Annotated in this window: 21 protein-coding genes; 7 read left to right on the forward strand and 14 right to left on the reverse strand. The window is 49.2% G+C overall.

All coding sequences use genetic code 11. The features are described 5' to 3' along the window. Positions 1-10: 10 nt before the first annotated feature. The 13 genes from AJ81_RS04605 to AJ81_RS04665 form a co-directional block, all read right to left on the reverse strand. On the reverse strand, positions 11-370 hold the full coding sequence (locus tag AJ81_RS04605; RefSeq protein ID WP_031504851.1) for a response regulator: 360 nt from the start codon (positions 368-370) through the stop codon (positions 11-13). Further along, positions 357-3,017 (reverse strand): sensor histidine kinase, encoded by a 2,661-nt coding sequence (locus AJ81_RS04610; protein WP_231845442.1) that lies wholly within the window; start codon positions 3,015-3,017, stop codon positions 357-359. The genes AJ81_RS04605 and AJ81_RS04610 overlap by 14 nt, the downstream gene beginning before the upstream one ends. Next, positions 3,014-3,466 (reverse strand): DUF5615 family PIN-like protein, encoded by a 453-nt coding sequence (locus AJ81_RS04615; protein ID WP_031504853.1) that lies wholly within the window; start codon positions 3,464-3,466, stop codon positions 3,014-3,016. Before AJ81_RS04615 ends, AJ81_RS04610 begins: the two co-directional genes overlap by 4 nt. A gap of 74 nt (positions 3,467-3,540) precedes the next feature. Then, the gene (locus AJ81_RS04620; protein WP_031504854.1) at positions 3,541-4,458 is read right to left on the reverse strand and encodes a sugar phosphate isomerase/epimerase family protein; all 918 of its coding nucleotides are present in this window, start codon (positions 4,456-4,458) and stop codon (positions 3,541-3,543) included. A gap of 46 nt (positions 4,459-4,504) precedes the next feature. Next, complete coding sequence (locus tag AJ81_RS04625) at positions 4,505-5,452, reverse strand: substrate-binding domain-containing protein (protein ID WP_031504856.1); 948 nt, start codon at positions 5,450-5,452, stop codon at positions 4,505-4,507. 35 nt (positions 5,453-5,487) lie between these two features. Next, complete coding sequence (locus tag AJ81_RS04630; protein ID WP_031504858.1) at positions 5,488-6,432, reverse strand: ABC transporter permease; 945 nt, start codon at positions 6,430-6,432, stop codon at positions 5,488-5,490. Then, positions 6,416-7,921 (reverse strand): sugar ABC transporter ATP-binding protein, encoded by a 1,506-nt coding sequence (locus AJ81_RS04635; RefSeq protein ID WP_031504860.1) that lies wholly within the window; start codon positions 7,919-7,921, stop codon positions 6,416-6,418. Before AJ81_RS04635 ends, AJ81_RS04630 begins: the two co-directional genes overlap by 17 nt. Next, positions 7,918-8,949 (reverse strand): Gfo/Idh/MocA family protein, encoded by a 1,032-nt coding sequence (locus AJ81_RS04640; RefSeq protein WP_031504861.1) that lies wholly within the window; start codon positions 8,947-8,949, stop codon positions 7,918-7,920. The genes AJ81_RS04635 and AJ81_RS04640 overlap by 4 nt, the downstream gene beginning before the upstream one ends. A 12-nt stretch (positions 8,950-8,961) precedes the next feature. After that, complete coding sequence (locus AJ81_RS04645; RefSeq protein ID WP_031504863.1) at positions 8,962-9,591, reverse strand: PIG-L deacetylase family protein; 630 nt, start codon at positions 9,589-9,591, stop codon at positions 8,962-8,964. Further along, positions 9,588-10,583 (reverse strand): LacI family DNA-binding transcriptional regulator, encoded by a 996-nt coding sequence (locus AJ81_RS04650; RefSeq protein WP_031504864.1) that lies wholly within the window; start codon positions 10,581-10,583, stop codon positions 9,588-9,590. Before AJ81_RS04650 ends, AJ81_RS04645 begins: the two co-directional genes overlap by 4 nt. Before the next feature lie 875 nt (positions 10,584-11,458). Beyond that, positions 11,459-12,259: an HDOD domain-containing protein gene (locus tag AJ81_RS04655; RefSeq protein ID WP_051368688.1), complete on the reverse strand. Its 801-nt coding sequence runs from the start codon at positions 12,257-12,259 to the stop codon at positions 11,459-11,461. A gap of 287 nt (positions 12,260-12,546) precedes the next feature. Next, entirely contained in the window at positions 12,547-13,590 is a 1,044-nt protein-coding gene (locus AJ81_RS04660) for a GGDEF domain-containing protein (RefSeq protein ID WP_031504867.1), read from the reverse strand. 7 nt (positions 13,591-13,597) lie between these two features. Then, positions 13,598-15,952 carry an HD domain-containing phosphohydrolase gene (locus AJ81_RS04665; protein ID WP_081708826.1) on the reverse strand — a complete coding sequence of 785 codons (2,355 nt, stop codon included), beginning with the start codon at positions 15,950-15,952 and terminating at the stop codon, positions 13,598-13,600. Between the two features lie 189 nt (positions 15,953-16,141). Between AJ81_RS04665 and obgE the strand changes: the two genes are divergently transcribed. The 7 genes from obgE (at position 16,142) to AJ81_RS04700 (ending at position 24,041) form a co-directional block, all read left to right on the forward strand. Continuing rightward, on the forward strand, positions 16,142-17,449 hold the full coding sequence (gene obgE / locus AJ81_RS04670; protein WP_031504869.1) for a GTPase ObgE: 1,308 nt from the start codon (positions 16,142-16,144) through the stop codon (positions 17,447-17,449). Further along, entirely contained in the window at positions 17,400-18,029 is a 630-nt protein-coding gene (gene nadD, locus AJ81_RS04675) for a nicotinate (nicotinamide) nucleotide adenylyltransferase (protein WP_038059823.1), read from the forward strand. Before obgE ends, nadD begins: the two co-directional genes overlap by 50 nt. After that, entirely contained in the window at positions 18,016-18,969 is a 954-nt protein-coding gene (locus AJ81_RS04680; protein WP_038059824.1) for a tRNA dihydrouridine synthase, read from the forward strand. Before nadD ends, AJ81_RS04680 begins: the two co-directional genes overlap by 14 nt. 323 nt (positions 18,970-19,292) lie before the next feature. Continuing rightward, a complete protein-coding gene (locus tag AJ81_RS04685) occupies positions 19,293-19,994 on the forward strand; it encodes a hypothetical protein (protein ID WP_144080675.1) in 702 nt (233 codons plus the stop codon). A gap of 149 nt (positions 19,995-20,143) precedes the next feature. Next, positions 20,144-21,511 (forward strand): Do family serine endopeptidase, encoded by a 1,368-nt coding sequence (locus AJ81_RS04690; protein ID WP_031504877.1) that lies wholly within the window; start codon positions 20,144-20,146, stop codon positions 21,509-21,511. Between the two features lie 43 nt (positions 21,512-21,554). Then, positions 21,555-22,205, forward strand: coding sequence for a hypothetical protein (locus tag AJ81_RS04695; protein ID WP_031504878.1), 651 nt, complete (start codon positions 21,555-21,557; stop codon positions 22,203-22,205). A 15-nt stretch (positions 22,206-22,220) separates the two neighbouring features. Beyond that, complete coding sequence (locus AJ81_RS04700; RefSeq protein WP_051368690.1) at positions 22,221-24,041, forward strand: PEGA domain-containing protein; 1,821 nt, start codon at positions 22,221-22,223, stop codon at positions 24,039-24,041. A 36-nt stretch (positions 24,042-24,077) separates the two neighbouring features. Here AJ81_RS04700 and AJ81_RS04705 read toward each other — a convergent pair whose 3' ends face one another. Further along, entirely contained in the window at positions 24,078-24,725 is a 648-nt protein-coding gene (locus AJ81_RS04705; protein WP_031504881.1) for a CBS domain-containing protein, read from the reverse strand. Positions 24,726-24,856 lie beyond the last annotated feature (131 nt).

A 24,856-nucleotide genomic window follows, 5' to 3' on the forward strand; every position in this document is an offset into this window, starting at 1 on the left:
CGACACCTCCTTACAGATTCAAAAGCTCCTCGATCGTTCGCTTCAGTTCCGTCAGATCGGCCGACTTGACAACGTAAGCATCGGCCGCCCAAGAGGAAAGATCGTACTTGTAGTGCGAATAAGCCGTCAGCAAAACGATCTTCAACCCGGGTTGCTGCTTTCTCAACTCGCCGGCGACTTCTATGCCGTTCTTTCCAGGCATCTCGATGTCCAGAACCACCAGATCGAACGGCTTTTCGTTACACTTCTGGAGGCACTCCTCTGCGTTCATCGCAGTTTCCACTTCGTATCCCTCATCTGTGAGTTCCTCGCTCAGGAGAAACCTTATGTTCTCTTCGTCATCCACCACGAGTATCTTAGCCTTGGACATTTTCCTTTCCTCCCTTCACGGGAATTTCGAAGAAGAACTCCATGCCGTTGTTCTTCGGCTCGGCCCAGATTCTACCACCGTGTTCGTCCTCGACGATCTTCTTGCATATGGGTAGTCCCAAGCCCGTACCCTGCGTCTTGGTCGTATAGAACGGGGTGAAGATCTTCCTCAACTCTTTATCGGAAAGAGGCTCGCCCATGTTGAAGACCGACACAACCACTCTGTCGGCCTCCTGGAAAGATCTGACCACGATCTTACCATTGGGAGGCGAGGCCTCTATGGCGTTCTGAACGAGGTTTATGAGAACTCTCTTCAGCTTCGCCCTGTCCGCAACGACCTCTGCTGCGCTGGAAAGCTTTGTCTCTATTATAACATTCGCTTTCTTTGCTTTCTCCTGCATGATATAAACGACCTCTTCTATCAGCTCGTTCATGTCAAACCTGGTGAACTCAAGAATGGACTTCGGTTTGCTGAACTCCAATATTTCTGTCACGATCCTTTCGAGGTTCTCAACTTCTTTCGATATGACGTCCAGATACTTTTCGACCGTCTGAGTGTTGGACAGATTCCTCCTCGCCCGGTTGATGAACCCTCCTATCACCGTGATGGGATTCCTGAGTTCGTGTGCCACACGTGCCGCAACTTCCCCCAGCAACATGAGTTTCTCTCTTTCCTTCTGTTCCTGCTCCATCCTGACCTTCTGCGTGACGTCTTCGAGCGTGACGATCACACCGGTGATGGTTTCGTTCATCGGGTCCCAGAGTGGCGAGTACTTGACGTTGAGAAAGATTTCCCCCTGTGGTCCTTCTATGCGGTATTCGGACAGCTCGACAGCCTCACGTCTCTCCTGCACCGTCATGGCAACCCCAAGGAGATCCTGAAACACCGCTCCGAGTTCGAAATAATGTTCTCCGGCGATTCTTTCCTGTGGCAATCCAACGATGTTGGAGAACATTCTGTTGCACTGAAGGATGCGCCCGTTTTTGTCGATGACAGCGATACCAGTTGACAGGTTCTGCAGAATGTTTTCCGTGAATCTGTGAAGGTAATCTATCACGTTCTTCTGTTTCTCTAAGCTGTCGGTCTTTTTCCTCAGCTCTTCGTAGTTCATCACGTTTTCTATGGCGAGTCCCGCGCTGTCAACGACTATTCGAAGAACCTCAATGTCTACCTCGCTGATGGGCTTCTTCGTGAACTTGTTGTCCAGCACGACGACGCCTATCGTATCCCACCGACCAACGAGGGGTAATACGAGAAACTCGTCCACACCCAGCAGATTCACAAGATCCCGAACTGAAGGTTCAAAACTTTCCAGCAGCGATGGTGTGACATGGATTATCCTTCTTCTCAACACGACTCTCTCGAGGATCGGATGATCCTTGTAATGGAACATCCTTCCGTCTATGCGAGCGGTGAGGCCTCCCTTCGCATCGAGTATCATTGCCTCCTCGCGCAGATACTGTGAGAAGTCACCGTAAATCATGGCACGCTTTTCGGCTTCTTTCCAGATTTCCTCGATATTTTCCCCATCTTCCGGCCCCAACCACATCTTGCCGACGAGTGTGTCAGTCTTCCTATCCCGGATCAACAGAAGTGCTCGGTTGAATGCGAAACCTCGACCCGACGTGAGTCCGAGCAGCAGGATTTTGTACACGTTCACGAGATCGTAGCTCGCCCTCATCGCGTTGCTGAGGCTGTGCACCAGGTCCATTTTCTTGAGATACTCCTGCTGTTGCTGGATCAATCTCTCGTACTCTTTCGTGCTCAAAGTCAAACGTTCTATCTGTTCTTTGAGACTCTGCTGGTACTCGACACGCGTGTGCGCGAGGCTGTACCTCTTCACCATGTCGTTGAGCGTCGCCAGATCGAGTTCATCGAAACTGTACCTGCTGCGATAACCAGTAGGAGCGATCTTGTTCACGGCGATGATTATGCCCAAGATGGTATCACCGAGTCTCGCGGCGCACGCGATCGCCGACTTCACCTTGATGCCAAGAAAATCGAGCTGGGTCTTCGTCAGCACGATGCCACGCTCAGACTTTTCCACCTTCGTCACGAAGCTGTGGTTAGCGGGCAATCTTTCGTAGATCAGTTGATTTTTGTCCACACCCTCGGCGTCCTTGAAGATATAACCTTCTTTGTCCTTCACCAAGTACAGTACGGCTTCCGCGTTCAGCGCCTTCTTCATCACAGACAGCGTGCCTTTCAACAGCGAGTCTGGATCGCCACAACTGTGAAACACGTCGGTCAGTTCACTGAGCAGCTCGTATTTTTCCATCGTTTCTCGCATCGAAACGATCTTCTCGGCAACCCACAACGTTTTCGACAGTTCTTTCAGCAACTCCTGCAAAGCTTCTGTCTTCTTCACTTTTTTCAATACGACCGCTCCTATGACGTTCGCATCGTGCTCGAGGAGAAAGCAACTTTCCAACTTCTCAAGCTCATCTCTGCCGAACTTCTCCTGACCAACCCTTTCTTGTCCGTGAGTTGAACCCACCAACCTGAACTGCGATTTGTAGTCCTCGAAGAGGAACACATCGCACGCTTCTGCTTGCACCTCTTCACAGAGCAGATGCGCCAGTTTGTCCATCGCGTGACTTTGGTACCCCGATTCAAGAAACTCCATGATCAGATCGAAAAACCTCAAAGTCCCAACCTCCTGAACAAAGTCTCAGCGTGCTCGACGTGTGAGCCTGCCCAGTACACTCTGCCACACACAGGACACGAATAGAACTCGTTCTGTGTCTGTTGAACGTACAGCGGCACCTTCGCCTTTATTTCTTCCTCGCTCGCCCTGACGAGTTCAGCATTGCACAAACTGCACCTGCTCATGCGTTTCGAATTCTTCAGATCTATCTTCTTCGAGAGTTCCACCAGTTGTTCTCGCCAGTCGTCCGAAGAAACGTAGTAGCAACGAATACCTTTTTCTACGGCCTTTCTGAGCAAGTCTCTGTCTCTCGTTATCAGGACACGGTTGGTTTCTTTGCAGAATTCGAGTATCTCTTCTTCGTCCATATCTGAAACGTAAGCCGTATCGAAACCGAGCAATCTGAGCTTTCTGGCCAGCTTTCCAAGCATTCTGTCAGCGAAGAACATTTTCAACCACCATCAAAAACATTGTACAACAACAAAAGCCCTCCGTGTGGAGGGCACATTTTCCAAGACTCACATCAAACAAACTTCTTGAGAAACTGCAAGCCCATGAGCAAACCTTTTTTCGATTTGTCCAAACTCCCTGCCCAGATGGGATCTTCGTGTTCTATGCTGATCACGAAATCGTATCCAACCTTCCTGAGGTTCAAAATGAAGCTGGGCCAATCTATCTCACCGAGACCGGGCATCCTGTAGATCCACCAGCTCTTGCCGTGTGCGTTGGTTCCAAAGTGTCCAAAAATGCTCTGTTCGTGCAACATATTTCTCTTGATTTCCACGTCCTTCGCGTGCACGTGGAAGATCCTTTCTGCGAACTCTTCCACCACCTTCAGATAGTCCACGCCCAGCCAGTAAAGGTGAGACGGATCGAGGTTCAGTCCGAAGGAACTTGGGGTGATCCTGAATATTTCTCTCCAGAGTTCTGGTGAATAGAAGATGTTTCCTATCTTCTCTTCGGCCTGCCAACCGACCATTGGGCAATTCTCTATCATGAGCTTGACGTTCTTGCTTTCGGCATAACTTATCAGCGGTTTAAAGACCTTTTCGAACTCCTTCAAATTCTCCTCGACGCTCTTTGTGATGTCCCTTCCTATGAAGGTCCCAACGAGTTCCACACCGAGCAAGTTCGCCACGTCGATGACCTTTTTCAAATGCTCATTTATCGCTCTTCTTTTCTCAAGGTTCGCATCCAGATTGTTGTCGTAGTAAGCCAGGGAGGAGATGATCAGACCGTGCTTTTCCAGAAGCGCTTTGATCCTTTCAGCGTGTTTTTCATCGAACTTGTCCACGTCGATCGTGGTTGAAGAAAAATCCCTCTCGTTCACCAAGGGCCAGGCAGCAACCTCCAACGCCTCGAAGCCAGCACTGCCAGCCCATTCGATGATCTCTTCGAATTTCGTATTCCCCAACGCGACCGTCAAGAATCCGATCTTCATCGCAACACCTCCAGCAAAGAGGCGGGCAGAAGCCCGCCTCAACCTCTCAGAACACTGAGTCTGGGAAGTAGTAGTCCTTCGCGTTCTCTCTGGTCACGGTCTCGGTGGAGAGTATGATCTTCCTCGGGATACCCTTCTGGTAGAAACCGTTCAGAGATTGACCCTTGAGACCCATCACTGCCAGGTTTATCGCCGTCGCGATCATGTTGGGTGGGTATGTGAAGTTCACTTCGATGAGTGGATGACCGTCCATGATCATCTTGACGATGTTCTTCTCGCAAGCTCCACCCACCAAGACGATATTCTTGTCTCTGCCAGCTTGTCTGAGGGCGATCAACACTCCATGTAGCATGTCGTCGTCCCCTGTCCAGACTGCATCGATCTGTGGGAACTTGGTGAGCAGAGTCTGCATGACTTCGAACGCCTTCTCCCTCGACCAATAGCCTGGTTGCTCTGCGATGATCTTCAGATCTGGATAAGGCGCTATGGCATCCTTGAAGGCCTTGACCCTTTCATCGTCGATCGTGGAAGGAATACCCCTGATCACGACAACGTTACCTTTACCCTTCAGCTTCTCAGCGATATACTTTCCGGCGAGATAGCCATACATGTAGTTGTCGCCAGCGATGTAGACGTTGTACTCTTCGGAGTTGATACCCCTATCGACTATGACCGTGTACACACCCTGTCTGAAGGCCTGAACACAGATGGGTGTGAGTGGAGCAGACTCGTACGGGTTGATGACCAGTGCGTTGATGCCGCGTGCGAGCAAGGCTTGTACTTGCGCGATCTGCTCGCTCGGTTCTCTGGCGGTCACCAGGTAGAACTCCACATCCGGATCGTTCTGGTACTGCTTGATCGCGTACTGTGCCCACCAGACCATACCACCGGTCCAACCGTGGTCCGCCGCCGGGATCGCGACTCCGATCTTGTACTTCGCCGCGAAGCTCACCAGCGTTAGGACCAGCATCAACACGACCAACAGCTTCTTCATACGAACACCTCCCTCTCTTTGCCCCAAAGGGGCGATCATTTTCTCAGATTCTGCAACAACACTGCCGCGATGATGATCAAACCCTTGACCATACCCTGCAGATACACCGCCACGTTCAACATCACCAACATGTTGTTGACGACTCCGAGTATCAAGGCACCGAAGAAAGTTCCGAAGATGGTGCCCTTACCACCGCTCAGACTCGTTCCACCGATGACTGCAGCTGCGATGGCGTCGAGCTCGAAACCAGAACCTGTGGACGAAGAACTGACGGAAGCCATCATGGATGACAACAGGATGGCGGATGTCGCCACAGAAACGCCACTGATGATGTACGTGATCGTTCTGATCGTATCCACCTTTATCGCGGAATACACTGCGGCGGTCTCGTTCGCCCCGACGGCGTACACGTACCTGCCGAATCTGGTTTTGTCCAAAACGATGTACGCCAGCACCGCATAGACAACAAACACGATCATGGGCAGAGGTAAACCTGCAACGAACTTCATTCCGAAGCTCGAGAAGGTGCGAGAAAAGCTCATGTAGACTCCTCCGTTTGCAAAGTTCAGCACCAAGGATCTGTATATCGCCATACCACCGAGCGTTGTGATGAACGCGGGAATCTTTCCTTTCGTGGTCAAAAGTCCCATGCCCAGACCAAGCAGTGCGGCAAGAGCGTAGGTGAGCAGGATCGAAGCCAACGTTGGTCCAACACCGTTGCCCAACTTGTTGCTCGTGGTGATAGCGAAGGCCCCCAGGAGCGCGAGCATGGAACCAACCGACAAATCGATTCCACCGGCGATCATGACGAAGGTGATGCCTATCGCGATGATCCCAACGTAGGAAGTCTGCCAGAAGATGTTCAAGATGTTCCTCGGTTTCAAGAACGCGGGTGTCATGATTCCGGAAAAGATCATCAAACCAATCAGGACAAGAACGATCATGTACTTTCCGAGAAAGTTTCTAAGCTTGATACGCACCGACCTCCTTCACGCCCGTCGCGTGGTAGATGAGCTCCTTCTCGTTCAGATCTTCCCCTTTCGCCTCTGCCACGATCCGTCCGTTGCGCATGACCAAAACCCTGTTGCAGAGGCCTATCACCTCTGGCAGGTCCGAAGAAACAACGACGAAACTGCATCCGAGTTCACTTATCATCTGGTGCATGATCTGGTAGATCTGATGTCTCGCGTTCACATCGACTCCACGTGTCGGCTCGTCGAAGAGGAAGATCTTCGCTCCCGTTTCCACCAGCTTGGATATCACCACCTTCTGTTGGTTTCCGCCACTGAGCGTGCCCACCGTTTGCCAAGGACTCCTCACCTTGATATCGAACTTCTTTTCGTAGCTTTTGAACGTGTCTACTTCCTTCCTCACGCGCACCAAGAGCTTAGAGAATTTCTCCAAAGACATCATGGTCGTGTTCTTGAAGGCTTCCAAGATCTGAATGATGCCCGCATTTTTTCTGTCCTCAGGTAAGTAAACAAGACCCAAGTTCTTCGCATCTTGAGGATCCTCTATCTGCACCTTCTTTCCGAACAGATGCACCTCGCCAGATTTGACCTTTCTGATACCGACGAGCGCTTCCATGAGCTCCGTTCTACCAGAACCGACCAGTCCGTAGAAACCCAGTATCTCGCCCCTGTGAAGTTCGAAGCTGACCTCCTTGACAATTCCGTCGGCGGTCGAAAGGTCTCTCACCCGAAGAACTATCTCCGTTCCCGGTACGGGCTTTTCGGGGAACATCTCGTCGAGTTTCCGACCCACCATGAGCTCGGCTATCTGTTTCTCGCTCAAACCTTGTATTTCTCCCTGATAGACCTTTCTGCCATCCCGCAGCACGATCAGTTCCTCGGCGATTTGACGCACCTCTTTGAGTCTGTGCGATATGAAGATCACCGTTATTCCCTTCTGTTTCATGTTTCTGACGATCTGGAAAAGCTTCAACACTTCTTCATCGGTGAGAGAGGAAGTTGGCTCGTCCATGATCAAAACTTTCACTCTCTTGGATATGGCTTTGATGATCTCCACCATCTGTTTCTGCGCGGGAGAAAGCTGTGAAACATAAACTGTAGGATCTATGGAGAGATCCAGTTGTGCCATGAGATGTTTGGTCTCTTCGATCATCTTTCTCTTCGAGAGGAGAAAGCCACGTGTCATTTCGTCTCCGAGGAAGATGTTTTCGTACACTCTCAAGCTCTCGACCAAATTCAACTCTTGGGGAATCAGGATGATCCCCAAAGCTTTTGCCCTGAGTGGGTTCAAAACGACCTTGTTACCCTCGAAGTGGATCTCACCTTCCACAGGTTGAAGAAAACCGGAAAGAATCCTCATGAGTGTGGATTTTCCCGCTCCGTTTTCACCCACCACGCCGTAGATCTTCGCCGGTTCGAAATCGACGTCCACGTTGTGTAAGACCCTCACGTTGGAAAAATTCATGCACACGTTTCTCGCAGAGAGGATCGCTTTCATACGATCTTCACTGCCTGCCCTTTCTTGGCAGATTCGAAAATCTTTTCTACGACTTTCACCGCGATGTATCCATCTTCAGCTTTGACTATGGGCTCCTCCAATCCTAAGCAAACTTTCGCAAAGTGATCCACCACGGGCATCTTCCAATACGGATCTTCGTTGGTGAACAAAGGTTTCAAGACGATCTCACCGTGCATCCTCACGGGTTTTTCGAGATAGATATCTATCCTCGTTGGATCAATCTGTCCCACCTTCATCGTTCCTTTCTCTCCGTACACGACGATGTAATTTTCTTCCAAACCTTTCGTGATCCAGTTCGAATCGAGCGTGGCTAAAGCGGAGTTGGAAAGCTTCAGAAGCGCGCTCGCCACATCTTCTACCGTGGCACGTTTTTCGAGCGTAGCGAGAAAGCCTGCACACTCGACGATCTCCAAGTTGGTGATGTACCTTATCAGATCCACCTTGTGAACTCCAAGATCTCCCAGAGCTCCAAACATCGCGATGTCCTTGTCGAAGAACCACGATGCGTTCGGAGACCAATTCTCTGGTCCTGCGTGACCGAACATGGTTTTGACGAGTCTTATCTCACCGAGCAAACCAGACTGAACGATCTCCTTCGCTTTGATATGGTGTGGGAAGAACCTCTGAGACTGATTGACCATCAAGACTTTCTCATTTTTCTTGGCCGTTTCTATCATTTTCAAAGCCTCTTTTGAGTTCGTAGCCATAGGTTTTTCGACCAGAACGTTCTTTCCCTTCTCCAGGGCTGCGATGGAAACCTTCGCGTGCAAAGCGTTTGGAACAGCCACGATGACGGCATCTATCTCTTCCTTCTCCAGCATTTGTTGATAATCTTCGTAGAATCTCACCTTTTGGTCTTCGAGCTTTTTCTTGAAGTACTCCAACCTCTGCTCGCTCGGATCGGCTATCGCCACGAGCTTTGTGTACTCGGAAAGAATGGTGTTCGGAATGTGCAGCACTTCGGAAATCTTCCCCGCTCCAACGACACCGACCTTCAACTTCCTCATGTGTCCACCTCCTCAAATTGTTTCCAGATCTACGAGCCTCTTTCTGTAAGGTGATAGAGGAAACCTGCTTCCCAGGTGCTTGAACACCTCGGCGTACGCACAACCAACTTGAATGCCCCTGAAACCTGGAGGAAAGACTATCGACGGCATGATCTCCTTTTCGAAGACGTCTTTTTCGAAAGCATTCCTCATTAGTTCGATCGCCCTCTTTTTGAACTCGTACGAACCAGACACATCGATTGCCACATCGAACTGAAAGTCCAAGCTCGAAGCTGGGATTTCAAAAAGATAGATCTGTTTTTCGAGCTTCCTTGCGAGCTTCACCGTGTGATTTGAAACGACCTCATGATCGTAGAGAATCTCACTTTGCCAGTGAGTGAACACCACGTCGGGATTGAAACTCCTCATGAACTTCTCAAGTTCTTCAGAGAAACGCTGCTCATCTATCTGCCCGTAAGAGAACTCGAAGTGTTCCGCCTGAGCTCCCAGCAACTTCATCGCTTCAGAATAGCCATCTATTCTGTCTCCACAAACGCTCAAAGCGCAAACTTCATGATGAAGCTTTGAAAACTCTCTGATCGTTCCACCCGCACCTATGATCGGATCGTCGCCGTGCGCAGCAACGACCAAGATCTTCTTCACGTTTTCACCTTCTTCAAGCTCGACTGTCTGACGACCAACCTCGGTGTGAAAACATAGCGCTTTATCTTGGAATTGCCCTTGATCAGTTCGAACAAGAGCTTTGCCGCGACTTCACCCATCTCTTCGACCGGCTGGTGAATCGAGCTCAGAGGAGGATCGACGATCTCGCACAGTTCTTTATCGTTGTCGAAGCCTATCACCGCAACATCTTCAGGTATCCTCAGACCCTTCTCCTTCAACGCCTTGATCGCACCTATCGCAACCAAATCGTTCATGCAGAAGACACCATCGATTTGAAAACCCAATTCGAGCAATCTCTTCATGCCTTCGTACCCCACGGACTCGTTGTAACCCACGGGCTCGACCACGGGTTTCAAACTCGCCTCGTTCATGGCGGCTTCGTAGCCTCTGGCTCTCTCCAGCGAAACGTAGAGCTCATGAGTCCCACCGAGGTGCACTATGTTCTTACAACCATTCTCAATGAGATGTTTTGTGGCCATGTAGGCACCGTAGCGGTTGTCCAAGACGATCGAAACGACGTTGTCAAGTTCATAAAATTTGTCGAAGACGACCACGGGAATGTAAGTCGAAATCTCCTCCACAAGATCGTCGCTCACACGAGAATTTCCTATGATGATTCCATCTATGCCGAAGAACCTCGCATTTTTTATGAGCTTTTCTTCCCTTTCCAGATTTCTGAAAGAATCCATCAAGATGACCAATGAATCCTCACCACAGGCTTTTTCAACACCACGTGTGAGACTCGCGAAGAACGGGTTTATGATGTCGGGTACGATGAGACCTACTGTGAGTATCTTGCTCTTGCGTGCCATACTCCTCGCATGGTAGTTGGGGGTGTAACCTAACTGCCTTGCAACCCTCAGAATCTCCTTTCTCTTGGCCTCACTCACACGTCCTTTTCCGTTGAGAACCTTTGAAACTGTGGAGATAGACACGTTGGTCAGCCTTGCTATCTCCGAGAGATTGGCCATCCTTCTCCCACCCGTGCTACAGTGTCAAGAACCTTTCAAATCACCACATGTTCAAACGAAGTCTTTACAAGATCATCTTTGCCTTTGAGAAAATGCTCGTTGACTCACTGGCAAGATAACGGTACATAACATCGTGAATGGCTCATAAATACTTAGGTCTAACGCTTTCCCAAACTTCCGTGAAAAATTATACGAAACCTTACAGTGAACGTCAAAGAGTAAAGATTCCCATCTCTGTCTGAAAGGAGTCGTTTTCAAGCCTTATAGAACTATCTTGAGTCTGATTCTGATTTTTTCTTGAGTTTTCTCCTTGTTTCTATCTGTTGGTAGAAAACTTACTCCGCTCGATAACCGGGCGTCTTGAAAGTTGCTTTTTGGAATTTGCTTCGTCAAAGAAATTCTTCAAAGTTCATCGCTGGCGGTTACGCGTTCACCCCAGCTCATCACCAAGAATTTGTTGCAAAGGAGCAAGACGCAGGTTAGGTTTTGGATACTTTTTGACTTCGTATCATCGCTCAAAATCTCGTGGTACGACAAAGATAGAGAAATACAACTTATCACAACAGAGAAGTCTTGACGGATGGTATTAACCGATGGTATCATATTCACAAAGAACACGGAGTTGAAGTTAACGACGGTTGCCGGAGGTTGAAATGTTCTGAGCTGTGAAACCGCATGGGTTCTCGATGAACATAAATTGAGAACTTTCTATTACGAACCTCACGAAATCAAAGGTTACAAGCTGTACAGAAGGGTGCTCGTCTTAGAAAAAGGAGGACTCCTTGGTAAGATAGCACACTTCAAGCTGATCGACTTCATCGTCTTGGACATGCCCCTCTCGGAGCTTCTTCCCCTCATCAAGCCTCTGCCAGATGTCATGATGCAGAGGTTTCTGCTCCCTGGAAATGGAAAGATGATAACGAAATCTTTCTGCCTTGGTTTGAAGGGTTGGGCCCACGATGGATTCGAGTGTAGGGACTTCTCAAATCCAAAAGCGCTGCGATCAGTTTTGTAGCTCTTTCAAAATCTGCGCACCAGATCCGGGCATCGCTGCTGAAGTGATGTTCGTTGTCCAATAGGTCCAACAAACTTCTAACGTCCTTGAGCACGTCGATCGCAGCCTTCCTGACTTCATCGTTCAAGCCTTTGTCTCTTTCCAAAGACTGGATCATCGATTTCAAAGTTTCCTCGTTGAATATCTCCGAGGTTCTGAGGAAAGCCAAAGAGATGGCGTCTGCTGCTTTGATGCAGTTCGCCAGCAGTGCAACGCTTTCATCTGGTATCATGTTGAACGCCGTGTGGTGATACATCAAAGCTTTCGCGCAGTCTTTGTCCACAAAATCTATGTGCGAAGCCAAAAGATGAGATACAAAGGAATGAGTGTCCTTTTTGTCGAGGGTCAAAACGATCTTTTCCAAATCCGGTATGTTCCTGAAGGCATCTATGAACACATCGTAATTTTCGATGGATGCCTTCAAAATCAAACCTACATCGTGCAAGAGTCCAGCCAAGTAAACATGATCGGGATGATGAGTCAATCCAAGTGAGCGAGCGAGATGCCTCGTTATCTTCGCCACCTGCACAGAATGCGCTATGAAGTTCTTGTACTCGTGGACACCAAGACTAGCGAACAATTCCACGAACGCGTTCAGCGGAATCGAATTGAGTTCTTCCAAGATGTCTCACCTCGCTTTGAATTATACACGAAGAATATTGGATGACGTTCACATCTGTCGAATCTCGCGTGTGAAATCTATGAGAACGAACCTCGGCAGGTCGGAAAAACCACCTTCCTGAAACCTTTATGCGAAGGAACAATTTGAGGTTCATTCTCTTGAGCGTGATACAAAGATGCGTTCGAACTCACGGAAACGACGAAAGTTTATTTCTGAGATCTTTAGAAAATTGGAAGGATCGCGAGATACTTTCGTACAAAGTCTTTCTTGTGAAAATCTTGCCGAAATCATGGGTTGGCCACAACGACCTTCAATCCATGCCTCTTTGCACGGTAAAGCGCTTCGTCGGCCTTTCTGACGAGTTCACTCACACTGTTTCCATCCTCAGGGAAGGAACTGATCCCAACTTCCGTACTTATATTCAGCGTGACCCCTTTCAGTTCGATGGGTTCCTCTATGGCCTGTATCAACCTTCCTGCCAGAGTCTTCGCGTTTTCTTTCGAACAGTCGTAAGCCAAGACCAAGAATTCGTCTCCACCAAACCTGCACACCAGATCACCGGCTCTTAGGCATTTCGCTATTCTGGACGCGGTCACTTTCAGAACTTCATCACCAACGAGGTGTCCATGAACATCGTTGACTCTCTTGAAACCGCTCAGATCCAAGAACAGAATGCTGAGTTCTCTGTTCTCTCTTTTGGCAAGGCTCAGCATTTTCTCTGATAGCTCATCGAACATCCTCCTGTTTGGAAGATTGGTCAACGAATCGTGGTAAGACATACGTTCAAGCTCTTCTTTCTGTCGCTGAATGCGTTTCTCCAATTCAAGCCTATTGAAAATGACAGCCAGCAAGTTCGCCAAGAGTTTTGCGATCTTGATCGAAATTTTGCCAAAGGCGTCTTCTCGTTCCATGTTGTCGAGGTTCAACGTGAGCCTGAGTTCTTTTCCAATCCTGATTGGTATGATCAAAGTCGATTTTATCTCATCTAATCTTCCAGATTTTTTCAACACGTCAAGTCGTTCATCTTTTATGAGCGTGTCAACTGAGCGTGCCATACCAACGATTCTGATCACAAAGTCCATTTCTCCCAAGCATGTTTCCTGCTCTTCCACCGAGAAGGATATCGTCCTTAATCCCTCAAGATCGAATCCAACCGCGGCGACGTACTTGAAACGATCTTGCTCCCTCACAAGAACAGATCCAGCCTGAGCGCCCGGGACGATCTCGATCGCGCTCTGAAGGATGTCTTGATAAACGTTCTCTACGTTCTCACCCAACAGTTTTCCAGTCAAGTTCAAAACTGCTTGGAGTAATCGTTCACAATCGTGCAACTGTGGTTCACGCTCCTTGCTCCAATATCTTCAGGAACACTTCCACAACTTTTGGATCGAATTGCCTTCCGCTCTGGTTCTTAATGTATTCGATCGCTTCTTGCTTTGTCCAAGCCTTTCGATAAGGTCTATCGCTGGTGAGCGCATCGTACACATCCACAACCGCGAAGATCCTCGCTGAGAGCGGTATTTCTTCACCTTTCAGACCGAACGGATAACCATTTCCGTCCCAGCGTTCGTGATGGTACAACGGTATGTCCAAAGCAGATTTGAGATATTCGATCTTCGAAAGCATCTCTTGAGCGTACAGCGGGTGCATTTTCATGATTTTCCATTCTTCTTCATCCAACTTTCCAGGTTTCAAAAGAATTCGATCCGGTATGGCGAGCTTTCCTATATCGTGCAACAGTGCACCACGACGTATGTGGATCAATTGTTCTTTTTCTATGCCCATGGCTTTCGCGATTTGCACCGTCAGATTTGCCACTCTTTCACTGTGTCCATAAGTTTCTGCATCCCTCATGTCTATGGCTCGAGCCAACGCTTCTATGGTTTCATCGTACGCCTTCAACAGTTTGGTGTTTGCCTCCTGAAGATCTCTCAACAAAAGGATTCGCTCGATCGCTATCTTGATCTGGTTGACGATGGCGGTGAAGAAATCCAACCACTCTCGGTCCGGCTCAAAAACATCACTTCGATAAACTTCGAACAGGCAACACAAAGGACGATTTTCCAACAACAGTACTGTGCTGTGATACCACTGAAATTTCTCTTCTTGAAGGATTTTCTTTCTTGATGGCTCATTGGGCAAATCTCTCTCTTTGAGATTTTTTTCTCCATCGGCATCGAGAAAACCCGCCACAAGATCATTCAATGTCTCCTCGAGCACGTTCGTTTTGAAACCTTTCTTGGCAACCTGCTCGAATTTTCGATCCTTTGTGTTATACAAGGCCAAAAATGCCGAGTCGACGTTCAGAGCTCGAACGACTTGATCGAGTATTTCTCTTAAAACTTGTGTCAAATCATTCGAAAAGAGAATTACTTTGTCTATCATTTGAAGTGTGGAGAGCTTTTCAAAACTCCTTTGAAGGTCTTCAAACAGTTGTGCGTTCTCCAAAGCCGAAGCTGCCGCGCTGGCCAAAAGTTGAAGTGCCTGTATCCTCTTTTCGTTGAAAAAACCACTCTTGTCGCTGCGTACTACGAGAGTTCCGTACACACGCTTGGCATTCACCAAAGGAAACGCTGCGACTGTTCTTATGCCGAACAGCTTAGCTTTCCCTCTCCAAACTTCATACGTTGAGTCCGTGAGAGTGTCCTCGATCAGGACGAGATTTCCACTTTTGATAGACCTCCCAGCCGCTCCACGTCCGTATGGACTATCGTCCCACCGGGCGATGATGTTCTTCAAGCTTGGATCATCCTCTGGATATTTGCCCATGACCCTGACGCTTTCGTCCGGTGCGGCGTATCCGACCCAGGCGGAGTGCGCTCCGAAGAGTTCTACACAGGCTCTCGCAATCATTGTTGCCCTTTCTTTGACGTTCAAATCACTTTTGATCAAATGTTCTAAGATATCTGTCAAGGTTTTGAAGACGCTCAGTTGCTCTTGAAGCTCGTTCTCCAGTTGTCTTTTCTCCGTCACGTCCAAGCCAGCGCTTATGATGGCCTGGATGTGCCCATTTTCATCTTTCAAATACCCGTTGTGCCAGAGAATTAGCCTTTCTTCGTTTTTCTTGTTGACGATGGGATTCTCATAGACCTCAACCGGTTTGAGCTCACCGTTTTTGATCTTTTCAAAGACATCTCTAACTTCGTCCCTGATACGATCCGGCAGAAAGTTATCGAACCAGTTCTTCCCCACGATCTCGTCCATCTCATGTCCGAGTAATTCACAAGCCTTTTTGTTCGCGAGCACAACCTTTCCATTCGTGTCCAAGCCGAGTATCACAACGGGTGCCAGATCCAGATAGGATTTGAACTTTTCATAGAGGTCTTTGTACTTTTCTTCGAGCTCTCTCAACGCTCGGTTCTGCCTGTCGAACAAATCTTTCGCACGACCCACCAGCACAGCAAAGAAAAAATAAACCAAGATCGCCAGACCCACCTGAAACAGATCGGCCCTTTTGAAGATTCGATTGGCAACGATCACAAGAGCTGAACTTGTAATCGCGGCTGTTAATGCTCCTCTGATACCTTGACTCACCGCGAAATGCAACACTGGAAAGGCAAGAAGACTCGCCACGAGGATAACGTTCACTTTCGTGAAGAAGAGTGAGAAAGTGAAAGTATAGTAAGCAATGGCCAGCAGATTTATCGTCAATTTTGAAAATCTAATTCGCTCTCTGATCGTGACCTCTCCCAAATCAATCCTACCATGAGAGTGGAAAGGCCCTTCATACTGGAAACCGACACCTTCGAACTAAGGATAGACACAACGTTCAACTCCTCACATTTTCAGTCAGAAGAAAGAAGAGTTTTTCGAAATCTGAGCGTTGCTTTTCCGTGAATGCTGTTTTTTCTCGATGGTTTACAATATTCCACGACAGAGGTGATCGTTCTGCAGAAGGAAGATTTCGTCGATAGAGTTCTAATCCACGTCAAGGCCGGAGACGGTGGAAACGGCGCAGTGAGTTTCAGAAGGGAAAAGTACGTGCCCAAGGGCGGACCAGACGGTGGCGATGGTGGCGACGGTGGCTTTGTGATCCTACGTGCCGACGCCAGCCTTTCTACATTGCTCAAGTTCAAGTACCAGAAGAAGTTCGTCGCACAAGACGGCCAGCACGGTCGTGGCAAAAAACAAGCAGGAAAAAGCGGTGAAGATCTCATCATAGACGTTCCGGTCGGGACGGTCGTGAAGGATGCCAAAAGTGGTGAAATCATCGCTGACTTGGACAGACACGGCATGATGGTCTGTGTTGTGCGGGGCGGTAAGGGTGGCAGGGGCAACGTGCACTTTGCCACGAGCACGCTCAGAGCTCCAAGGATCGCCGAATCGGGTGAGAGGGGCGAAGAGAGATGGCTTGAGCTCGAGTTGAAGTTGCTCGCAGACGCTGGATTGATTGGTTTTCCGAACGTTGGAAAATCTTCCCTGATCGCCGCCATGAGCAACGCCAGGCCCAAGATCGCTGACTATCCTTTCACCACATTGATTCCCAACCTCGGTGTCGTGAGGTTGAACAGCGGTATGGAGTACGTTCTTGCAGACATCCCCGGATTGATCGAAGGCGCGCACAAAGGAAGTGGACTTGGAAATCTGTTCCTGAGGCACATAGAGAGGTGCAGCGTGTTGGTGCACGTGATCGATATAGCCTGTGTGGAAGGCAGAAACTTTCTGAAGGATTACGACACGATAATGGAAGAACTTTCGAAGTACAACATAGAACTTTTGAAAAAGCCACAGATTCTCGTTGCGAACAAGATCGATCTGCTCGAGGAGGATGAGTTAGAGAAAAGGCTTGAAAAATTGAAACAGTACACGAACAGAGAGATCGTCCCCGTGTCTGCCCTGACACGGCAGAACATCGACATCTTGAAGGAAAAGATCGCGCAGTTCGTAGGAGAGAGCAAGCTGAAGTTGAAGATGCTTCCCGCACCACCTTTTGAAAAACCGAAGCCCTTCAAAACTAAACTGGAACTCAAGTTCGACTTTGAGATCGTCAAGACCAAAGAAGGATTCGTCGTGAAGGGTGAACAGGTGGAAGCGTGGTTGAATCGTTATTCGATAGAGCACAGGGACGCCTTGGTTCGCTTTCTGGAACTGCTCGAAAAGAACGGTTTGAGCGAAAGATTGAAACAGGCGGGTGCGAAGGATGGAGATACTGTCTGGATCGGAAGCTACGATTTCGAATACCACGAATAGGATCGGCATCTTCGGTGGAACGTTCAACCCACCACACGTGGGACATCTGATCGTTGCGCAGTACGCGTTGGAGCTTTTAGAACTCGAACGACTCTACATCGTTCCTGCTTACAGACCTCCGCACAGATCGAACGACATAGCACCGTTCGAGTTGCGGTTCGACTGGTGCGTCAAGACCTTCGAATTGAAAAACGTCATCGTGAGCGATTATGAAAGAACGCGAGGGGATATCTCCTATTCTCTCTACACCGTGCGTTACTTCGCAGAACAACACAATTGCGCACCGTACTTCATAGTCGGAGAAGACGCCTTGAGTTACATCGAAAGTTGGCACAGATACACAGATTTGCTCAACTCCTGTCATTTCGTCGTTTATCCTCGCTACTGTGGCAAACCTTACCATGAGAGGGCGAAAGAAAAGCTCGGAGAACTCTTCGAAAAGATCGTTTTCCTCCAAGCTCCCCTGATCGAGATCTCGGCCAGCGAGATAAGAGAAAGAGTGAAACAAGGTAAGAGCATCAAAGGCATGGTCGTTTCTCAGATCGAAGAATCTGTGGTGAACCACTATGGAAAGGTTTAGCTATCCTGGTATCGTCGGTCTGGCACCCATGGCGGGTATCAGCAACAAAGCTTTTAGAACCGTCTGTCGACTCTGGGGAGCTCAATTCAGTTTCAGCGAGATGATCAGCGCAGAGAGCGTTCTTCTCGATCTTGACGTCGTCGATGAGATGCTTCCTTTCGAAGAAGAAAACTCCGCCGTTCAACTCTATGGGTCTGATCCGAAAAAACTCGCCCTCGCCGCCAAGAAGGTTCAGCACAGAGCCAGCTGGATCGATCTGAACGCGGCCTGTCCTGTGAAAAAAGTGATCAAGAAGAACGCTGGAGCCGCACTGTTGAAAGACCTCGAAAGGCTCAGAGACATAGTCGTGGCCATGAAGAACGCGTGTGAAAAGCCGATCACGGTGAAAATTAGGATCGGTTTTGAAAAGAACGAGCTTGAAAAGATCATGGACGTGCTGGTTTCGGCGGGAGTGGACGGCGTCGAGGTGCATGGAAGGACCGCAGTCCAAATGTACTCTGGAAAGGCACAGTGGAATCTGAATTTGGAAAGGTGGAACGTTCCAACCGCCATCTCTGGAGATCTCTACACAGTTGAGGATATTCGAAGAGCACTCGAGATCTCTAAAGCGAGCGCCGCATTGGTGGCCAGAGGTGCGCTCAGAAAGCCTTGGATCTTTCACGAGTTTTTCCACACCAAAGCACCGACTGTCGAACAGATCAGGGATATGTTCTTGTTCCACGCGAGACTTTTGAAAGAGCGCGAAGGGGAAAAGTCTTTTTACAAGTTGAGACAGTTCGTGGCAGGCTACACCCACGGCTTCTTCGGTGGTCGTGAATTTCGAGAGAGATTCATGAAACTGGAGGGTTTCGACGCGATAGAATCTGCGATTCGCGAGTTTTTTAATCGATTTTTAATGAGCGTGGGCGAGAATACCGTTCGAGATAGAACCAATGCGTGACCTCGTCCGTTACCACCACGATCATAATTTCTGCGACACGCATCAACGCTGTGAAGGATTCTTCGACCATCTCGTCGAGACCGGCAAGGCTCGAAAAGTTCATTTTGAGTGAGTTCACAATCGTGCCGAAATCGTCAACGATACCTCTCATCGACAATTCCCGCCGTCAGAGTGCCCCCCGACACTCATCAACGTGAACGATGTGATTGCGAAACAGGGTCGTGGGAAAGATCGATTTCATCCGATGGTCTGTACACGGTGAGAACGTGGCGTTGACGTACAGTTTCGTGTGCGAGGGTCGAAAGACTGAGGAGGTGATTTTTGTGAGAAGCACGGCTGTGTTGGTTCTTGTGGCTGCGCTGACGTTGCTCTTGTTGGCTCTGAGTTCCTGTGCGAAATGGATATTAATCGTGGTCGACGGTAAAGTTTATCCGATCGAGGTCGAAGAGACTTCGAATGCCTCGGAGCTCAAGGACCCCACGAACCAAGATTTCATGGAACTCGCGAACTGGTGCGCAGAGCAGGAAGACGTCGTGATGTTTTGGTACGATTTGGCTGATCCGCCAGTTGGATTCCACGACAGAGCGACGCTCTTTGTAGGTGCAACCGATGTAATCGACAAGAACGTGTATGTGAACAACGTTTTCATCGCCAATTACGAGGACACAGCGATCGATGAAATCATATCGATCATCAGCGAACAACCGAGAGAAGACTTTCCTGGCGAACTGAAACTGCGCCTCGTCGCGACAGACCTCTCTGCCACGGTGTACGATCTCTTCGTAGACGAAGTGAAAGCGAAAGATGCGACGGCCAAATACGTACTCGTCGAATTCGAGGAAGTTCAGAGCAACGTTTACAAGGTCACGAAGGTTCAAGTGTCGGAGAACTTCGAAAACATGGATGTACCGAAGAATATTCCAGCGAGTGAACTGAACACTAAGGGCTTCGCGTTCTTCAAAATACGAGACGGCGAAGTCGTGGATAATCGAGTGATCGAACCTTTGAAAAAAGTACAAAGGTGAGAAACAGCTTCTCTGCGTTCGTGAATTCAAAGTTCGATGTCATGGAATTTGCCGTCTGCCAGTTTTTTAATGGATTTCTAATGAACGTGAGTGACAATATCATTGTCAAAGAAGATGGAGCAAAAGTTTGAGTCGAGGAGGTGTCGCACATGAGGAAAGCTTTCGTGATGCTGAGCGTGCTCGTGGCGTTGGTTTCAAGCTTTGCGTTGGTTAATCCCGACTATCAAAGTCCCATCGTGGCGGTGGTGGAAGCCTGCGCACCGGCCGTCGTGAAAGTGGAGGCCGTCAAGACCGTCACTTCTCCATACTTCGATCCGTTCATCGAAGAGTTCTTCAGACGTTGGTTCGGTTATTCTCCGTTCGGTGGGACGCAGAGGGCGACGAGCATAGGTTCTGGCTTCATCTTCGACAAGGAAGGTTACATACTGACCAACGAACATGTCGTGGGTGGAGCCTCAGAGATAACGGTGACGCTCCTGGACGGTTCTTCCTACAAAGCTGAGTACATTGGTGGCGATTCGGAACTGGACATAGCCGTGCTGAAGATCAGCGCTCAGAGAGAGTTACCAACTGTGCCATTTGGAGACTCCGACAGGGTGAAGATTGGTGAGTGGGTCATAGCCATAGGGAACCCTCTGGGGTTCCAACACACTGTGACCATCGGTGTTGTGAGTGCGACGGGTAGAAGGATTCCAAAACCTGATGGATCTGGATACTACACCAACTTGATCCAAACCGATGCGGCGATCAACCCAGGCAACAGCGGTGGGCCACTTTTGAACATACACGGTCAGGTGATAGGTATCAACACCGCGATCATCAACCCACAGCAAGCGGTGAACCTCGGCTTCGCCATACCGATCAACACCGTGAAGAGGTTCATCAACCAGCTGGTCGAGACTGGAAAGACTCAGAAAGCCTATCTCGGCGTCAGGATCACCACCGTGACGAACGAGCTCGCCAAAGCACTCGGGCTGAAGGTCAACAAAGGTGCCCTGATCGTACAGGTTTTGGAAGGCTCTCCCGCCGACAAAGCCGGCTTGAAAGACAACGACGTGGTCGTCAAATTCGATGGTGTTGACGTCAGTTCCGACGCCGAACTGGTCTCGCTCATACACAGCCACGTGCCGGGTGACATCGTCGAGATCGTCGTGAACAGGAACGGCAAAGAGATCAAGTTCGTCGTGACGCTGGGCGCCGCTTCGGACGAACAAGCTCCATCGAGCATCTCAGCAAAAGAATTTGTAGGTTTGATCGTCGACGAAATAACCCCCGCCGACAGAGAAACTTATTCTATACCCACCAGCGTGAACGGTGTGATCGTGAGACAGAACAAAGGCTCGCTCGGTTTACAGGTCGGCGACGTGATCGACCAAGTCGCGGTGAGTGGACAACGTTACACGATCAGATCGTTGAGTGACTGGAATCAAGCCGTGGAAAAAGTCAAAAAGGGAGACTTCGTAGCGATCTTCGCCGTTAGAAAGAACGCAAGGTTGGTCTTCAGTTTCACGTACTGAAGAGGCGCTCTGCGCCTCTTTTCAAAAACTTGGGGGTGGTGTGATGAAGAGTTTGAAATGGTTTTTGATTGCAACATCAGCGATCGTCGCCTTGATACTGGTTTCGTGCGCTCCTCTACCTTCGATCATATCCAGCGTCACGCAAAACATCGTCGAAGTCACCGCCAACAGCACTGACAGCGATCTGTTGAACCTCGCCAGTTGGTGTGATTCAAAGCCTGACATTTTGATGCTCTGGTATGATTTTGATAATCAACCCACTGGTTTCACAAACAGAAGCCTTGTCTTTTCAGTTAATGCAGCCGATAAGAACGTTTATCTGAACAACGAGTTCGTTGGAAACTACGATATGACTGATTTGGATACAATTAAAAACACAATCGACGACAGCAAAACAACTTTCGATGGAACACTGATTCTATACCTGAGAGCCGACGATCTACTCGGAACGAGTTGGGATCTGATCATAGGTGAGGCTGGTCAAACAAAGGTGCCAGTTACGAACTATGTGCTTGTCGAGTTTAAGAGAGAAGGCAGTGTCTACAAAGTGACCAAGGTTCAGGCAGGTGGTGACTGGCAAAATTTCACTGTTCCTAAGGACATGACATTGACGGACATTGAAACCAAAGGTTTCGCCTTCTTCAGAATCGATGATGACAAAGTCGTAGATGCACGAGTCATATATCCACAGTGATGAGGGGGGATACGGATGAAAAGATCTTTGATCGTGGTACTCGCATTGTTGGTCGCAGTCATGGCTTTTGCAGACATGCAGCTCAAGAACATAATAATCGTTCCACAACCAAGCGAACTCGAAGTCAAGGTGTGGTTGAACAAGCCAGAGGGTGCGGTGTATCAAGTCGGTGAGTCGCTGAACATCTACTTCAAAGCCAACAAGAGTTGCTACGTCTTGATCTACAACATCCGTACCGACGGCAAGATCACGCTCCTGTTCCCGAACAAATACGATTCGAACAACTACATCGCGCCGAACGTGACTTACAAACTGCCCATATCCAACTTGTACTCCTTCAAGGTCGCCCCACCTGAAGGAAAAGAATTCATCCAGATCATAGCCAGCACGAGCTTTATTCCCATCATTCAACAGCTCAGAGATCTCGGCACAAAACAGACGTTCCCGTTGCTCAGCGAAGATGCGGAAAACTACGTGCAAAAACAGATCTTGCCTTATCTGTCTGGCGAATGGGCCAGCGACATAACTTACTTCTACGTTGGAAGGGCTCCAAGAACCGGCGTCGCACAACTCGAATCCAACCCAACGGGTGCACACGTCTACGTCGATGGAAAGTACATTGGAAGAACTCCTGCAAGGGTTGAACTCGACGAAGGTCAGCACTTTGCGACTTTCTACTGGCAGAACCAAGTACGAACGGAGACCTTCTTTGTCACCGCTGGAAGAACGGTGCTTGTGACGGCTAACTTCATACAGAAGACGATGCTGAACATAAACACCACCCCACCCGGAGCTCAGATATTCCTCGATGGCTCTTTCATAGGCGTGAGCCCGATCCAAATCGAGGTTCAACCGGGTCAACACACCGTTTTGGCAACGATGCCGGGTTATTCCGCTGCACAGCAGAGTTTCACCGTTGCACCGGGTGAGACGAAGACCATCAATCTGGTGTTGAATCCGGAACAAGCGACTTTGAAAGTGTTTTCGAGCCCGGCGGGCGCTTCGATCTACGTCAACGGTCAATACCGAGGTGTTGCGCCTTCAGCTGGATTGACTCTGACACTGGCACCGGGCACTTACAGTGTTGAAGCGAGACTATCGGGTTATCAAGATGCTTCCATGACGGTAACGCTCAATCCAGGCGAGACGAGAACCATAACGCTCACGCTCGTACCACGAAAAGCGACGCTCAACATATTCACCAACCCAGTCGGTGCATCTATTTACGTGAACGGTAACTACATTGGGACCACAAGAACAACTGGTCTTTCTGTGCAGGTCGATCCCGGCACACACACGATCATCGCCACGATGAGTGGCTATCAAGACACGACCGTGACTGTGAACGTTGGATCTGGTGAGACCAAGCGTGTCGATATAACTCTACCACCCATCATCAGAACGGGGTTCTTACTCATCTACACGAACCCCACGAACGCTTCAATATACGTCGATGGCAGATACGTAGGTGTGGCCGGTCCTACAGGATTGAGAGTGGAAGTGGATGCAAACGTGGTGCACAGAGTCGTTGCGAGTTTGCCGGATTACGAGGACGCCTCCGTGGAAGTTCAAGTGTCGCCGAACGAGACAAGAACTGTTAATCTCACGCTCGAGCCGATCGTGAAGGTTGGCACGGTGAGCATCAACAGTTCGCCTTCCAACGCGCTCGTGTACATAAATGGATATCTCAAAGGCATCACACCGCTGAGGTTGGACCTGGAATACGGCACGTACCAACTCGTCGTGATCAAGGGTGGTTACTACGCGGAAGTGCTCACTCTCAAAGTGGACAGAAAGTCCGTCAGTGTGAGCGTGACACTCAGACCGATACAGTGACGGACTCAGAACAACTGAAGGGGGCGAAAGCCCCCTTCAATCTTGTCTCACATCGATGATGGAAACGTTCACAACACCCTCCAAGAGTTTCTTCTCGAAGTTTTCTCTGTCCAAAGATGGCTTCACCTTGATCACGACGCTGTACTCTTCTTCAGACTTTTCGTACGTGCTCACGGCTATGACGTCTCCACCGCATTGGTTCATCAGGTTCAGAATCCTTGCCAGGATGCCTGGAACGTTTCGAACCTTGAAGACGTACCTGAAGCCCTTCTCCCGCGCGCCGAGCATGTTGATGAACACTTTGAATATGTCGGTCTCGGTGACGATACCAACGAGTCTTTCTTCCTCCATCACCAAGAGTGAGCCGATCTTTTTGTCCGTCATGATCTTCGCCGCCTCTTCTATAGGTGTGTTGGGATGAACATGAACCACATCCTTCTTCATGATCTGCTTGACTGTGAGTTTACCCAGCAGAGTGGTGAGTTCCCACACATCCAACGTGGTCGCCTGTGAGGGGGAAGCTTTCAGCAGGTCTTTTTCAGCGATGATACCGACGACTCTATCGTTCTTCACCACAGGCAGTCTTCTGATGCCCTTCGTCCTGATGATCTCCATGGCTTCTTGAAAGGTCGTCTCCGGTGAAACGGTGACGACGTTCGTGGTCATGATGTCCTTCACGAACATGGTAAAACCCCCTTCCGAGAGATTGTTTAAAAAGCCGGCGTTGAAGATCCATCTTTTCATTAATGATACACCACATCTCAAAGTTCTGTGGCAACAAAAAGGACCCCGCGAGGGGTCCTTGAGTTCCTTCC

The sequence above is a fragment of the Pseudothermotoga hypogea DSM 11164 = NBRC 106472 genome, assembly GCF_000816145.1.
GTDB classification, from domain to species: domain Bacteria; phylum Thermotogota; class Thermotogae; order Thermotogales; family DSM-5069; genus Pseudothermotoga_A; species Pseudothermotoga_A hypogea.